This is a genomic window from Pseudomonas sp. B21-035 (assembly GCF_024748945.1).
In the GTDB taxonomy this organism is placed as follows: Bacteria; Pseudomonadota; Gammaproteobacteria; order Pseudomonadales; family Pseudomonadaceae; genus Aquipseudomonas.
On sequence record NZ_CP087179.1, the window covers coordinates 1,470,691 to 1,485,308 of the forward strand.

General features: G+C 65.4%; 16 protein-coding genes. 2 read left to right on the top strand and 14 right to left on the bottom strand.

Going from position 1 to position 14,618, the window contains the following annotated elements; all coding sequences use genetic code 11:
* Positions 1 to 132 precede the first annotated feature (132 nt).
* A complete protein-coding gene (locus LOY22_RS06760) occupies positions 133 to 294 on the top strand; it encodes a hypothetical protein (RefSeq protein WP_176794290.1) in 162 nt (53 codons plus the stop codon).
* A 107-nt stretch (positions 295 to 401) separates the two neighbouring features.
* Complete coding sequence (locus LOY22_RS06765) at positions 402 to 1,292, top strand: DMT family transporter (RefSeq protein WP_258596934.1); 891 nt, start codon at positions 402 to 404, stop codon at positions 1,290 to 1,292.
* 39 nt (positions 1,293 to 1,331) lie between these two features.
* Here the strand turns inward: LOY22_RS06765 and LOY22_RS06770 are convergent, their stop codons facing one another.
* From LOY22_RS06770 to LOY22_RS06835, 14 genes are all read right to left on the bottom strand, one after another.
* On the bottom strand, positions 1,332 to 2,561 hold the full coding sequence (locus LOY22_RS06770) for a hypothetical protein (protein WP_213602130.1): 1,230 nt from the start codon (positions 2,559 to 2,561) through the stop codon (positions 1,332 to 1,334).
* Between the two features lie 445 nt (positions 2,562 to 3,006).
* Positions 3,007 to 3,966 carry a PDR/VanB family oxidoreductase gene (locus tag LOY22_RS06775; protein ID WP_258596936.1) on the bottom strand — a complete coding sequence of 320 codons (960 nt, stop codon included), beginning with the start codon at positions 3,964 to 3,966 and terminating at the stop codon, positions 3,007 to 3,009.
* Between the two features lie 3 nt (positions 3,967 to 3,969).
* Complete coding sequence (locus LOY22_RS06780) at positions 3,970 to 4,407, bottom strand: Rid family hydrolase (RefSeq protein ID WP_045193459.1); 438 nt, start codon at positions 4,405 to 4,407, stop codon at positions 3,970 to 3,972.
* The gene (locus LOY22_RS06785) at positions 4,407 to 5,438 is read right to left on the bottom strand and encodes an aromatic ring-hydroxylating dioxygenase subunit alpha (RefSeq protein WP_093386150.1); all 1,032 of its coding nucleotides are present in this window, start codon (positions 5,436 to 5,438) and stop codon (positions 4,407 to 4,409) included. The genes LOY22_RS06780 and LOY22_RS06785 overlap by 1 nt, the downstream gene beginning before the upstream one ends.
* Positions 5,439 to 5,458: 20 nt before the next feature.
* A complete protein-coding gene (locus LOY22_RS06790; protein ID WP_045193456.1) occupies positions 5,459 to 5,686 on the bottom strand; it encodes a recombinase-like helix-turn-helix domain-containing protein in 228 nt (75 codons plus the stop codon).
* A 1-nt stretch (position 5,687) separates the two neighbouring features.
* Complete coding sequence (locus LOY22_RS06795; protein ID WP_045193455.1) at positions 5,688 to 6,005, bottom strand: hypothetical protein; 318 nt, start codon at positions 6,003 to 6,005, stop codon at positions 5,688 to 5,690.
* 9 nt (positions 6,006 to 6,014) lie between these two features.
* Positions 6,015 to 7,157: an FAD-dependent monooxygenase gene (locus tag LOY22_RS06800; protein ID WP_258596938.1), complete on the bottom strand. Its 1,143-nt coding sequence runs from the start codon at positions 7,155 to 7,157 to the stop codon at positions 6,015 to 6,017.
* Between the two features lie 13 nt (positions 7,158 to 7,170).
* Positions 7,171 to 8,136 (bottom strand): VOC family protein, encoded by a 966-nt coding sequence (locus LOY22_RS06805; RefSeq protein ID WP_045193452.1) that lies wholly within the window; start codon positions 8,134 to 8,136, stop codon positions 7,171 to 7,173.
* Positions 8,133 to 9,623 (bottom strand): aldehyde dehydrogenase, encoded by a 1,491-nt coding sequence (locus LOY22_RS06810; protein ID WP_258596940.1) that lies wholly within the window; start codon positions 9,621 to 9,623, stop codon positions 8,133 to 8,135. The genes LOY22_RS06805 and LOY22_RS06810 overlap by 4 nt, the downstream gene beginning before the upstream one ends.
* Before the next feature lie 10 nt (positions 9,624 to 9,633).
* Positions 9,634 to 10,437, bottom strand: a complete 804-nt coding sequence (locus LOY22_RS06815; RefSeq protein WP_045193450.1) for an aspartate dehydrogenase — start codon at positions 10,435 to 10,437, stop codon at positions 9,634 to 9,636.
* A gap of 10 nt (positions 10,438 to 10,447) precedes the next feature.
* A complete protein-coding gene (locus LOY22_RS06820; protein ID WP_093386131.1) occupies positions 10,448 to 12,130 on the bottom strand; it encodes a thiamine pyrophosphate-binding protein in 1,683 nt (560 codons plus the stop codon).
* The gene (locus LOY22_RS06825) at positions 12,123 to 12,923 is read right to left on the bottom strand and encodes an SDR family oxidoreductase (protein ID WP_258596944.1); all 801 of its coding nucleotides are present in this window, start codon (positions 12,921 to 12,923) and stop codon (positions 12,123 to 12,125) included. The genes LOY22_RS06820 and LOY22_RS06825 overlap by 8 nt, the downstream gene beginning before the upstream one ends.
* Before the next feature lies 1 nt (position 12,924).
* Entirely contained in the window at positions 12,925 to 13,752 is an 828-nt protein-coding gene (locus LOY22_RS06830) for an IclR family transcriptional regulator (protein WP_045193445.1), read from the bottom strand.
* The gene (locus LOY22_RS06835; protein WP_045193444.1) at positions 13,749 to 14,618 is read right to left on the bottom strand and encodes an alpha/beta fold hydrolase; all 870 of its coding nucleotides are present in this window, start codon (positions 14,616 to 14,618) and stop codon (positions 13,749 to 13,751) included. The genes LOY22_RS06830 and LOY22_RS06835 overlap by 4 nt, the downstream gene beginning before the upstream one ends.

Sequence of the window (14,618 nt, forward strand, 5' to 3'; positions counted from 1 at the left end):
GCATCGCGGGGCAAGTCGGGTCGCCGCACCGCCGCTCCCACCGGTGGGAGCGGCGGTGCGGCGACCCGACTTGCCCCGCGATAAACTCACCGCTATAGTCAGACCCACTTCACCCTCACCGAAGACCTGCTCATGCCAGCTTCCTGCCCAGCCACCGTATTCGCTACCGCGCCTGACGCGGTTGTCGTTGTGCGCGCGAGCCAGCAGCCGGCCATGATCAGTCACTACCCACCACCTGTCAGTAGCGTGGTCGTGTGCATCGTTGCACCGCCAGCGGTGGTAGTGCTGGGCTAAGCGGCCAATCGCTGCGTTCCCACACACCTGCACCCTACTGAATACGGTTGGCTGCCCCTCGCGGGTAGCGCCGTTCGGCTTATCTGCCCGAATTACAGGTGGCATTCATGTCTGTTCTATCGAAACAATCTATGGTCTCGGCGGCCACTACCAGCCTGTTCGTCCTGCTCTGGAGTAGCGGGGCGATCGTCTCCAAGCTCGGCCTGGCCCACGCCAGCCCGTTTGCCTTCCTGCTACTGCGTTCGGCCCTGGCCCTGGCCGGCCTGCTGTTGCTCAGCCCGTTGCTCAAACTGCACTGGCCGCGCAGCCGCCCGGCGCTGCTGCAAGCCCTGGCCACCGGTTGCGTGCTGCTCGGCGCCTACCAGATCTTCTACCTGCTGGCGCTCAACACCCACGTTACCCCCGGGGTCATGGCCACGGTCATGGGCGTGCAACCGATCCTCACCGTGGTGCTGATGGAGCGCCAGCGCTCCTGGAGCCGGTTGTTCGGCCTGGGCCTGGGCCTGAGCGGGTTGATCATGGTGGTTTACCAGGGCATCAACCTCGGTGGCGTGTCGCTGGCCGGGATGCTGTTTGCCTTGCTGGCGCTGATGAGCATGACCTGCGGTTCGATCATGCAAAAGCGCATCACCAGCAACCCCATGGGCACCCTGCCGTTGCAGTACATTGCCGGGCTGATGATGTGCGCGGTGTTTGCGCCGTTCCAGCCGCTGCACGTGGAACTGACCGACAGTTTCATCGGCGCGTTATTGTGGATGGGCCTGGTGGTGTCGCTGCTGGCGACCTTGCTGCTGTACCGGCTGATCGCCAAGGGCAACCTGGTCAATGTCACCAGCCTGTTCTACCTGGTGCCCGCAGTGACGGCGGTAATGGACTACCTGATCTTCGGCAACCGCCTGGCGGCGCTTAGCCTGTTGGGCATGGGGTTGATCGTCATCGGCCTGCTGTTCGTGTTCCGCAAGCCCGCAGCCACGCAGGCGCAACTGCAGGCTGACTGACCGTACGGACCGCCCGGCAGCGCGCCGGGCGGTTTGCTGTCAGAAGTAGTAGCCGATGTTGATGTTGGTGCGGTAGTACCAGTCGTTGCTGCCGACCGAGTTGGTGCTGGTCCAGCCCGTGCCGTTCTCGGCGCCGCCAAAGGGGTTGGCGTTCTTCGCCCAGGTGAAGTCGACCCAGGCCATGATCGGCATGGCCAAAAACTGCGCGCCGACGGTAAACATCTGCGAGTCATCCCAGCCGCTTTTGTCTTTCATCATGCGGCTGTAGTCGTTGTAGACCTTGATCTTCTTCAACTGGCCAAGGCCCGGGGTGAAGATGTCGTAGCCGACGTTGATCGAGCCGATGGTGGCCTTGGAGGCGATCAGGTAGGCCGGGGTCAGGCCGTTGCCGCCCATCAGCACCGAGTCGTTGCTGACGCCGTCGGGGTTCTTCGGATCGTATTCGTAGCGAATCGCCTGGCTGGTAACCGTCCAGTTGCCGGCGTTGACGATCGCATGCACGCCGCCGGCCCAGTAGTCGCCATCGTCACGGGTGGTGGCGTTGTACAGCTCGGCTGCGGCCAGCGAGGCGCCGATTTCGGTTTTCCAGCCGTCACCGCTGAAGGTCCGGGCCACCCGGGCGTTGACCTGGTTGCGCTTCTCGTTGTCCTGGCGTGACTGGGTGAAGGCCACGGCGTTGTCGTCAAGATCGCTGTAACGGCCGACTTCTGGCGAGTAGCGGATGCCGCTGGGCAGCATGCGCGGGAAGTAGCCCAGTTGCAGGTCCCAGTCCTTGTCCTTGTAGCTGTACTTCAGGCCGCTGCCGGCGCTGACGCCATAGCCCATGAAAAACGGGATGTGGTAACTCCAGCCGAACTGCGGGTAGGGCTCAAGGCCAAAGGGTTTGAACGGTGCGCCCAGTTGCACGTTGGAATTGGCATTGAAGCGATAACCGACGTAGCCGCGGTCGATCGAGCGCTTGCCGTCGTCCTGGAACCAGTAGCCGATGTCGCTGAACAGTTGCTTGTGGGTGGCCTGGACATCCAGGCGAAAGGTGTCGAAGAGAAAGCGCCCGTTGTTTTCGGTGGTGTCCCAGTGCTCATCGCGGTAGTTGACCCGCAGCGCGCCGCCGATATCCAGCGAACTCTGGCCGTCGTCACTGCGCCAGGCAATGTGCGGGAAGGGTTTTTTCAGCGCTGGCGGCTGGTCCGGCGCCGCCGGGCCGGGCTCGGAAGCGAAACTGGTGGCGCTGCCAAGGATCAGGCCCAGGCTTATCACGTACTTGTTCATATCAATGCCCCGCAAGGTTGAGCAGTTTCTCTGGGCAACAGCTGTCCGCCGCCTGGAATCAGGCGTTAAGCGAAAGTCAGCGGTGGCGCATCGGTAGGTTTGTTATTGTTTTATAGGTGGCACGTTGTTTTTATTTGAACTCGAGAGGTAAAGAGCAGGAACTGTGCCAGTGCTGATGAGTGACTGTTGTTTTAATAAATATGATGTAAAACAATTATTTATATCTGAAACGCCTTAATTCGTGCCGTGGGTGAAACAGCGTGGTGTTTAAGTAACAGGGGTGGGCAATGGCAGTGCGGTTTAACTGCACAGCGCGCGTTGACAGTGCGTTGGTTGTTTTATCAATGAATAAGTAATTGACTGTTTTGGGGCCGCCGGACCTGCGAAAGCCGCGCAAAAAAAAGCCGGCACACCCGGTGCCGGCCAATTGCGCGTGTTGCAACAGTTACAGATCAAGCACCATGCGCCGGCTCTTGCAGCCCGAGACACAGACCATCATCGATGTGTTCGCCGCCCGTTCGGCCTTGGTCAGCACGCCATCGCGGTGGTCGATGTCACCTTCCAGCACCCGGGTTTCGCACGAGCCGCACACCCCTTCGCGGCAGCTGTACTCGATATCGCAGCCGGCTTCGAGCAGCACGTCGAGCAGGTTCAGCCCAGGCTCGACGCTCAGGGTCTTGCCGGACTTTTTCAGTTCGACGCTGTAGCTGTCCTGGGCATCTTCCGAGGGCGGCAGTTCGGCGGCGGTGAAGCGTTCGATATGCGCATGAGGGTAACCGAGGCTTTCGCAGGTGCTCTCGAAGGCATCGAGCATCGGCGTCGGGCCGCAGCAGTAGAAGTGCGTATCGCCGGGCTGCCCGGCCAGGTAATGGGTCAGGTCGGGTGCCGCGTTCTTCTCGTCGTTGAAATGGTAGAGCACCTTGGCATCGACCCCGCTGAGCTCTTCCAGCAGCGCCGCTTCCTTGCGCGAGCGGGCGCAGTAGATCAGCTCGGCGGATTTGCCCAGCGCCAGCAACTGGCGAAACATGCAGTAGATCGGCGTGATGCCGATGCCGCCGGCCACCAGCACGTTGTGGCTGGCGTGCGGGTCGAGGGCGAAGTTGTTGCGCGGTTGCGAGATGTGCAGTTGCGTGCCAACCCGCAGTTGCTCATGGACGAACGCCGAGCCGCCGCGGCTGTTGCGATCGCGCAGAATGCCGACCACGTAACGGCCCTGGTCGCTCGGCGAGTTGAGCAGTGAGTAGCTGCGCACCAGGCCATTGGGCAGGTGCAGGTCGATGTGCGAGCCGGCTTCGAACGGCGCGAACACGGTGTCGCCCCAGGGGCGCAGTTCGACACTGATGATGCCTTCGGCTTCGTGGCGCAGGGTGTGCACCAGCGCGGTGATGGTAGAGGAGTTGGACATCGGTCACCTCAAGGGCGCAGTGCGCAAGTCAATGTCGAGCCGGGCGCTGGCTTCGATTTCCACCACCAGTTCGGGGAACACCAGGGCGCTCACCTGAACCAGGGTGGAGGTGGGGTAGCAGGCAAAGCCTTGGAAGAAGTCGCGGCGGGCGCGAGCGACTTCGTCCTTGTCGGCAATGTCGGTGAGGTACAGCGTCAAACGGTAGAGATTGCCGATGTGCCCGCCTGCCGCTTCCACCAGGGCGCGGATCTTGTTCAGTACCACCAGGGTCTGCGCGTAGGCATCCAGCGGCGCGCCGCCCTCGGTGGCCTGGCGGGTGGCGGGATGGCCGGTCATGCCGGACATCACCAGCTCGTTGCCCAGCAGCAGGGCGTTGGACCAGCTGGCAGTGGCCAGCTCGGTCACCGCCTGTGCCTGGATACGGTGCACGGGCAGGTTCATCACAGTTGCTTCGCTTCGATCAGCGCCAGTTGCTCTTTGGCCTTGCCCTTGAGGTAGCGGCGCAGGCGCACCACACCGAGGTCATGCTGATAGAGGTTCTCGCGCTGGTTGGCGTCGAACTCCATGAACTCCAGCAGCACCCGGTCCTGCTCCAGCACTGCCCAGTGGCGGGCTTCCAGGCGGTTCTTGTAGAGGAAGCGCCAGGTGTCGCGCTGCCAGCCGGTCAGTGGCCGCGCGCGCCAGTGGAACACTGCCGAGAGGCTGCGGCTGCTCGGGGTGTAGCTGCCGATGATGGTGAAGTTGCCGCCCGGGCCGCCGGTCTTCGGGTAAGGGATTTCCAGGCGCAGCCAGTGGCAGCCGTTGTCGAGGAATTCGGTCCAGTCGAAGTTGACCCCGCGCTGGCCTTCCTTCTCGAAGAAGAAACCCTGCTCGGTATCGCGGGTGACGAACTTGGCGGTGGCTTCGCCTTCGCTCATCGAGTGCGACATCTTGTGCAGGTAGGTGCCGTGCATCGGGTCCATGACGTTGTCGAGCACGTAGCGGTAGTCACCTTGCCACTCGGTGTAGCAGAGGAAGCTGCTCCACTCGGGCGAGGTCAGTTGCTCGGGCAGCACCAGCTCTGGCGGGGTGTCCAGGTGCGGGTCGGTGGCGTTGAACAAAAAGATCGCCCCGGCCGCCTCGCGGGTGTGGAACATGCGCGTCGGGCGGCTGCCTTCGAGCTTGCAGCCAGGGCTGCCGGGGACCTTGGTCACGGTGCCGTCGCAGCGCACTTCGACGCCGTGGTACGGGCACTGCAGGCGGTCGCCCAGCACCGGGCCCTGGGACAGCGGCGCGCCGCGATGCGGGCAGTGGTCTTCGAGGGCATGCACGCTGCCATCGTTGTCGCGCCACAGGGCGATCTTGTAGCCCAGGCGGCGCACCGACAGCGGCTTGTCGCCAAGCAGCCCGGAGGGCAATACGGGAAACCAGAGGTCTTTGAGGCCGTTGGCCAGGTGGTTCTCAACAGGATCGACGGTGAATTGCATATTCATCTTGTTTTACCTCCGGCGGGTCATGCGCCCAGCCGCGCCATCAGGGTTTTATAGGAGTCTTCGGTCCACTCGCCGCGGGTCAAGGGGCAGGGCGGCCCGGCCAGGTTCAGGTGCGCCAGCAGCTCGGGCAGCTGGGTGATGCCGTTGCCGTAGGCGCGCTCGATGGAATCGCCGAGCAGTTCTTCGAACGGGGTGTTGGGCCGTTTGCGCGCCTGATGGGGCTCCAGGTAGCGTGGGGTGTTGCTCATGTCATTGACCTCCATTGCGAACCCGTTCGCGGATCATTTCGCGGACCGGGACAAAGTCGTACGTCGGGTAGCATTCGGTGCGGAACACGCCCCAGGCGGCGCGCTCCAGTTCCACATTGACCTTGCCGAGCAGGCTCGGCGGCAGGCGCAGGGTGACGATCTGGCCAAGGCCCATGGCCACGGTCCAGGACACCAGCTCGACGCCGGCCGGCGGGAAGCTGTCCCACCAGCCCATCTGCTTCATGTGCGCCTGGATCTGTTCCAGGTTCTTCGACTGGTCGTGCCTGAGCACCACCGTCAGTTGCATCGTCTCGCTCATGCTTGGGCCTCAGGCAGCGCTGGCGGTAGGCACGGTCCAGGCGTCGTAGCCGTAGACCCAGTCGGCGTTGCCGCCGGCCTTGAGCCACTGGTTGCCGCGTGAACCGATCTGGATCTGGCTGGTGCGCTCCAGGCGCGACCGTTGGTAACCCTGCAGGGCGCTGGCGATCTGCGCCGGGCTGGTGACACCGTGCAGATGACGGGCCAGCACCACCGCGTCTTCGATGGCCTGGCCGGCGCCCTGGGCCATGAACGGCATCATCGGGTGGCAGGCGTCACCGAGCAGGGTGATGGCGCCCTCGGACCAGTACGGCAGCGGGTCACGCTCGTACAGCGCGGTCTTGAGGACTTCGTCGCAGGCGTCGAGCAGCGCCCGGGCGTCGGCGTGGAAGTCCTGGTAGTGACTGCGCAGCTCGGCGGCGTCGCCAGCAGTGGTCCAGGACTCCAGGTGCCAGCTGTCCTGGGCGGTGGTGGCGAAGATGAAGATGTCGCGGCCCTGGTTCAGCGGGAAGGTGACGATCTGGCTCTGCGGGTTGGGGCCCCACCATTTGGTGAAGGCCTGGATGTTCGGTACATGCGCTACACGCTCGGCCGGGACCACGGCGCGGTAGGCGACCACGCCGGTAAAGCGCGGCTGCTCTTCACCAAACAGGGCATTGCGCACCACCGAGTGAATGCCGTCGGCGCCGATCAGCAGGTCGGCGCGATGGCGGCTGCCATCCTTGAAGCGCAGCTCGACGCCGTCGGCATCCTGCAGCACCTGCTCGGCGCGCTTGGCGAACTGCACGTTGTGCAGCGGGAACACATCGGCCAGGGCCGCCAGCAGGTCGGCGCGGTGAATGGTCAATTGCGGTGCGCCGTACTGGCTTTGCGCGGCGTCGGCCATTTCCAGGCGCGAGGTTTCTTCGCCTGTGTCCCACATACGGCTGATGCGGTGGGTCGGGCGCGCGGCCGGAATGCGTACGGCGGGGCCGACGCCGAGGCCATCGAGGGCGCGCACGGCGTTGGGGGTGAGGTTGATGTCGGCACCGACCCGCAAAAACGCCTTGGACTGTTCGAAAACCGTGACCTGGTGACCGGCCTGGCGCAGGGCGATGGCGGCGGTAAGGCCGCCGATGCCGGCACCGTTGATGGCGATGTTCAACGAAGACATGGACAACTCCTGCTCAGGGTTTGGGTTTGTCGGTAAGGAACTTGCCTTGCGGCGCCTCGACATGCTGCTGGCGCCGGGTATTGCCATCGATGCCGCCGGCAATCGCCCATTCGGCAAACACCGTCGGGCCCGGCTCGAACTCGCGCGGCTGCCATTCGCCGGTCAGCTGGTCTTCGTCGGCGTAGTACTCGACCAGGGCGCCGGCCGGGTTCTTGAAGTACCAGAAGAACGCCGACGACACCGGGTGGCGGCCCGGGCCGATCTCGGTGGCCCAGCCACTGCGCGAGATGTGCATGCCGCCGCCGAACACTTCGTGCAGGTCGCGCACGGTGAAGGCGACGTGGTTCAGACCGGCGCGGGGGGCCGGCAGCTGGAGCATGAACAAATCGTGGTGGCCGCCTTCCTCGGCGGTGCGCAGGAACGCGCCGCGGTTGGGGTAGCGGTCCGAGGCCTGGAAGCCGAAGCGCTCGTGGTAGAAGGCTTCGCAGGCATTCACATCCTTGACGAAGAACACCACGTGGCCGACTTCGATCGGCGTGGCGCGCTCATACACCGGCGCCGGCTTGTTGATCCGGCCCTTGGTCTGCCAGGTGTTGTGGCCGCTGCACTCGATGTCCAGTGCGCGCTTGCGGGTCACCTGCAGGCGGATCGCCAGGCCGTTGGGGTCGGTGCAGCCGATGCGCCCGTTGCCTTCGACAAAGCCCGGGTCGTTGGCGATGCGCTGGCTGTACAGGGCGAGGTCCGCTTCGCTTTCCACGCCCCAGACCACTTCACGCACGGTCGAGCCCGGCTCGATCGCCGCTGGCAGGCCGGGCTTGTTGATGTCGGCCAGTACCACCCGGCAGCCGTTGAGGGTTTCGAAGACCACCTCGTCGGCCTGTTCGCTGACCTTGTCCAGGCCCCAGTCGCTGAAGAAGCGCACGCAGGTGTCGAGGTCTTCGACGCCGTAGGTGACTTCATCGATGCCCAATACGCTCATGGCCTTGCCTCCACACCGGCCCAGGCCAGTGGTTGTTCGTTCATGCCCCAGTAGAGGCTTTTCTGTTCCATGTACTGCAGGATCCCCAGGCGGCCTTTTTCACGACCCAGGCCGCTGTCACGCCAGCCGCCGAACGGGGTGGCGATGGAGAACTGCTTGTAGGTGTTGATCCACACCGTGCCGGCCTGGATCTTGCGGCCCAGGGCCCAGGCGCGCTTGTAGTCGCGGCTCCAGATGCCGGCGGCGAGGGCGTAGAGGCTGTCGTTGGCCTGCTCGATCAGCTCTGCCTCGCTGTCGAACGGCAGCGCCACCAGCACCGGGCCGAAGATTTCTTCCTGGCAGGTCTGCTGGCTGTTGCGCAGGCCTTCGAGGATGGTTGGCGGGTAGAAGTAGCCCTGATCAAACAGGCCGCCAGTCGGGCGTTGGCCGCCGAGCAGCAGGCGGCCACCTTCGGCCAGGCCCAGGGCCACGTAGCGCTCCACCGACTCGCGGTGCGCGGCGCTGATCAGCGGGCCCATTTGCGTGGTTTCGTCCGCCGGGTCGCCCAGGCGCAAACGCGCAGCGCCTGCGACCAGGCGCTGCATGAACGGCTCGTACAGGGCGCGGGCAACGAACAGCCGCGAACCGGCAATGCAGGCCTCCCCCGAGGAGCTGAAAATGCCATACAGCACCCCGGCCACGGCGTGATCGAGGTCGGCGTCATCGAGGACGATGGTCGGCGACTTGCCGCCCAGTTCCAGCGACACCGGCATCATCTTGTCGGCGGCGATGTGGGCGATGTGCTTGCCGGTCTTGGTCCCGCCGGTGAACGACACACGCTTGATCAGCGGGTGCTGCGTCAGCGCATCACCGAGCAATGAGCCCTTGCCCGGCAACACGCTGACCAGGCCCTTGGGCAAGCCTGCGTCCTCGCAGATCTGCGCCAGTTGCAGGGCCAGCAGCGGGGTGATTTCTGCCGGCTTGATTACCACCGCATTGCCGGCGGCCAGGGCCGGGGCGACCTTTTGCGCTTCGCTGGCAATCGGCGAGTTCCACGGGGTGATAGCCGCGACCACGCCCATGGGTTCGTAGACGCTCATGCTGACGAAGTCGCCGCGCGACGGGGTGATGGTCTCTTCCAGGGTTTCGCAGGCGGCGGCGAAAAACTGGAAAGTACCGGCGGCGCTGGCCACCAGGGCGCGGGTTTCGTTGATCGGCTTGCCGTTGTCCTGGCGTTGCAATTGCGCCAGTTCTTCGCTGCGCTGGCGGATCAGTTCGCCGATGCGGTACAGCACGGCGGCGCGTTCGTGCGGCTTGCGCTGGGCCCAGCCGCTGTTGAGGAAGGCCTGGTGGGCGCCTTGCACGGCGTCTTCGACATCCTCGAGGCTGGCGGCGTTGAGCCAGGCCACCGGCTCGCCGGTGGCCGGGTAGCGCGTGGCGTAGCGCTCACCGCCGCCCAGGCGCCAGGTGCCGGCAATGCAGATAGGTAGAGTCTGTTCCAGCGTCATCGACGTTCCCCTAGATGGAAATGGCATGGGCGTGGTTGCCCAGGGCACGGACCACGCTGTAGACGGTCAGCGCCGAGGTTTTCGGGTTGGCCTGCAGCGGCTTGCCGCGCAGGCTCATCTCGAAACCGCCGAAGGCACCACGGGCTTCGAAGTGGTGGACGTTCTCTTCGCTGAGCGGGTCGGCAATCAGTGTCACTCGCGTGCGGTCCAGGCCCAGCCCTGCCAGCGACAAGGTGGCGGCGACGTTGGCGTTCTTCGGGTACAGGCGCGCAGCTTCGCGGGCGCTGCCTTCGAAGATCACCGTGGCCTGGTCGATGGCGTCCAGGTTGCAAACCTCTTCGGCCGGGGTGTTCTTCCAGGCCCTGGCCGGTTTGCGCCCGGTGTAGTCGACCGAATCCAGGCCGCCGACCTTGGCCGCCGACAGCGCATCGATGCCGCCGATGGCGCCGGGCAGCAGCTCGATGCGGGTGTTGCCACGGGCGGCGGCGGCCTCCAGGCGCTCGACCAGGCCCAGCTCCGACAGCGCACCGACCGAGACGATCAGGCAGGCGATGCCGCGCTCCAGTGCCGGCAGCACGTGCTCCTCGATTGCCTTGTGCCCGGCGCATTCCACCAGCAAATCCGGGCGGGCGTCGGCGGGCAGGGCGGTGAGCACCTGCGGCGGGCGCTTGAAGCTGGCCAGGCGCTGTTGCACCAGGGCTTCGGAGCCGGCCGAGGCGATCACATGCTCGACGCGCAGCTGCGCATCGTTCTCCAGCAGTTCCAGCACCGCGACGCCAATGGCGCCGCAGCCGATCATGGTGATATTGAGCATGCGCAAGTCCTCAGGCCGTGGCTTTCTGGGCTTTGGTTTCGCTGTTGGGCGGCCCTGCGAACTGGGTGGCAAAGCCGCCAACGCTGAGCATGTCGACTTCCAGCAAAAACGGCCCGCCCTGGCTCAGGGCGTTGTTCAGCACCGCGCCGAAGTCCTTCAGGTCGCTGACCAGGCCATGGCGCAGGCCGATCGATTCGGCCAGCTTGGTGTAGTCCGGGGTGTGCAGTTCGACATAGGCGTGGCGGGCGCCGTAGATGGCGTCCTGGATGTTGCGGATCACCCCGTAGCGCTGGTCGTTCATCAGCAGGATCACCACATTGGCTTTCTCTTGCACCAGGGTCGCCAGCTCACCGAGGTTGAGGATGAAACCGCCGTCGCCAGCCAGGGCGAAGACCTTGCGCTGCGGGTCGGTTTCCGCCGCTGCCACCGCCGCGCCAATGCCCATGGCCAACCCTTGGCCGATGCCGCCACCGAGGGCATGCACGCCGGCCAGCGGGTGGTAGAGGTTGAGCAGGCGGTTGCCCCAGATGCTGTTGGACAGGGTCACGTCGCGCACCCAGGAGAAATTGCGCCCGGTCAGCCCCTGCAGTTGTTCGACCATCGCCGAGTACGGGCCGAGGTCGGCCACCAGCTGCGCGCGCGATTGCGTGCGGACGGCCTTGAGCTCGCCGATGAAGTTCGGGTCGATGTTCAGGCGGCCTTCAAGGCGGTCGGCCAGGCCGTCGAGGGCCAGGGCCGAGTCGCCGCAGATGAACAGCTCGCTGGAGTAGCTGCGCCCTTCGATGGCCGGGTTGGCATCGATGCGCAGGGTGGTGCGCGGCAGCTTCAGGGCGTACTTGAAGGTCTCGTTGCTGCGCAGGCGCGAACCGGCCACCACCAGCGCATCGCAGCTTTGCAGGAAACCTTCGACCAGCTTGTTCTGCGAGAAGGCGCCGAGGCAACGCTCGTCGTCTTCGTTGACTACGCCGCGACCCTGGGTCGAGGTGATCACGCCAACGCCCATGTCCAGCAGACGCTTGACCTGCGCGCCGGCGTGGCGGGCACCGCCGCCGAGCCACAGTAGCGGGCGGGTGGCGCTGGCCAGGCGTTCGGCGACCAGGTCGAGGGCTTCCGGCGCTGGCACCGCAACCGGGATCGGCAGCGGCGAGAGGTCGCTCGGCATGGGGATGAAGGTCGACTGGATATCGATCGGGATCTCGACGCTGACCGGGCCGGTGGGCGCGGTCAGGGCGGTCTGCACGGCGAGCTTGAGGGTGCTCAGCGCGGTCTCGACACTGCGCACGCGAAAGGCCGCCTTGGACACCGCCTTGAGCATGGTCAACTGGTCGCGGGCTTCGTGGATGTAGGCGAAGTCCTGATCCAGGTACGGCGTTTCGATCTGCCCGGTGATGTGCAGCAGCGGCGTGCCGGCGGTCAGTGCTTCGACCAGCGCCCCGGCGGCGTTGCCGGCAGCGGTGCCGGTGGACGTCAGGCACACGCCCAGGCCACCGGTGGTGCGGGCGTAGGCATCGGCCATGTTGGTCGCGCCGGCTTCGCCACGGGCCATGACGAAGCGGATGTTGCCGCGTACGGCGAAGGCATCGAGGATCGGCATGTTGTGGATCGAGATCACGCCGAAGGCGGCCTTGACCTCGCATTGTTCGAGGAACGCGGTGATGGCAGCGCCAACGGTGACAGTGTTTTCATTACGCATGGCGGGACAGGCCTCCAGAAACATCGATATGGCTGCCAGTGGTGTAGGCCGACAGGGGCGAAGCCAGGAACAGGATCGCTTGGGCTGCTTCTTTGGGCAGGCCCAGGCGCCCCAGGGGAATGTGTTTGCGTTGCGCCAGCTGCGCGGTCCATTGCGACCAGTCCAGATCGCGCGCTTCGCGGGCCTCGAAGCGCCGGCGCCACTGGCCGGATTCGACCAGGCCGATAAGGATGCCGTTGACCCGGATGCCCTGTTCGGCGAACTCGGTGGCCATCGAGCGCACCAGGTTCTTAAGGCCCGCACGTGCTGCCGAGGTGGCGACCATGTGCGGCTCCGGCTGGCTGGCCAGCAGCGAGTTGACGCAGACGATCGAAGCGCCGGCCTGGCCTTGCAGTTGGGGGAGGAAGGCGCGCACCGGGTAGATCACCGAGAAGAATTTCAGCTGCAGCTCTTCGCTCCAGGCTTCATCAGTGGTGTCGGCGAAGGTCGAGACCCGGCCTTGACCGGCGTTGTTGATCAGCACCTGGGCTGGGCCGAGGGCGGCCAGGCTGGCGGCAGCGAATGCGTTGACTGACGCGGCATCCAGCACATCACAGGCTTGAGCCAACAGACGCGCTTGGGGAAAACGTTCGCGCAGGCGGGCTTCGGCGCTGTTCAAGCGGTCCTGATCGCGACCACAAAAGGCCACTGCCGCACCGGCTTCAAGCAGTTGCTCGACACAGGCCAGGCCAATCCCGGAAGAGCCGCCAGTGACGATGGCGGTGCGCCCGTGCAGTTGATAGAGGTTGCTCATGTCAGTCCCTCATCAGCGCGGTGACGCGGCCGGAGCCAGCGTTTGGCGTGTAGTTGAGCAGGCGCGACAGCTCATCGGCGCTGCCCCGCACATGGCCAAGCAGGCCGTCGAAATTGATGTGCGCAACCTGCACGGTAGGGATGGTCACGCCCATGGCGGCAACCACCCGGCCACTGTGATCGCGCACCGGCGCAGCGATGGTCGAGATCGATGATTCGAAAAAACCTTCGCCGCTGACATAGCCGCGCTGACGGTCGCTCTGCACCAGGTCGAACAGCTCCAGTACGGTTTTCGGTGTGCACGGCGAGTGCTGTTCCAGGTGCTCCTCCGGGTACAGCTCACGCAGCTCGGCCAGGCTCAGGTCTTCAAGGAGGATGCGCCCCAGCACCGTGGCGTGGGCCGGCAGGCGGGTGCCGACGTTGACCGCGCTGGAGAACACCGACGGCGGCGAAACCTTGGCCACGTAGACGATCGAGCGACCGTCACGCACCACCAGGTTGCTCGGGTAATTAAGGTGATCGCACAGCCGCGCCAGCAGCGGTTGACCGAGCTCGGTCAGCTCCAGCGATGCCAGGTACTCGAAGCCCAGGCGCAGTACTGACATGCCCAGGCGGTACTCGTTGCCGCTGCGGGTGACGAAGCCCATGGTTTCCAGGGTGGTCAACAGGCGGAAGATGGTCGAGCGCGGCAGCTCCAGGCGCCGCGCCAGTTCCGGCGCGGTGAGGGTGCGGTTTTGCCGGCTGAATTCACAGAGCAGCAACAGGCCGCGCTCAAGGCCGGGGACGATGTACTTGTCCTGGTTGTCTTTCAACAGATCCGAATCATTCATAGCGCAGTACCTGTCAGGGATTCTTCGAGGGCCCGGGCAAGCAGCGTTGCCACGGCCTCGGGTTGTTCGATCGGGCTGGCGTGGCCGGCCTCGGCAATCAACGCGAACGCTGCCCCCAGGGCCTTGGCCAGGGCCTGGCAGTCCTCGGGGCGGGTGATGCTGTCAGCGGCGCCGCAATGCACTTCGCACGGCACGGCCAGGGCGGCGTAGCGCAGCAGGTCATCGCCACACAGCAACTCGATGGCCTGGCGATAGCCCTGGGGCAGCAGCCGCGCCATGTTCCATTGCACCCAGGCGCGGGCTTCGCTGCTGGCCGCTGGCGAGAGCATGTGTGCGCTGCGCTGGTTGGCCATCTGGGCGATGCCCAGTTGCTCAAGGTTGTGCAGGCGCTGGTTGCGCACCTGTTGCGCCTGCTCGGCACGGGCCGGGTCGCCATAGCCGCGAGCCGGGCTGATCAGCACCAGGCGCCGCACCCGTTGCGGCTGCTGCTGGGCCAGGGCCGCGGCGCTGAGGGCACCGAGGGAATGGCCGACCAGCAGGCAGTCGTCAATCTGCAGCGCATCGAGCAAATGCCGCAGGCGCCGGGCATAGTCCACCGCCTGCGGCGCAGGCTTGGCCAGCGGGCTTGAGTCGCCGTAGCCCGGTGCATCCCAGGCAATCACCCGGGCGTGCTGGCTCAGTTGCAGCGCCACCTGCAGCCAGGACGCGGCGCCCGAGCCAATGCCATGCAACAGCACGATGGCCGGCCCGTGCCCGGCTTCGCGGATCGCCTGGGCGCCGCTTGCCAGTTGCACCAGGCGCTGGGGGAAGCGCTGCTGCAACTGGGCCGCAAGGCCGGCGAGCGAGTGGTCGGTGGCGTGCAACAT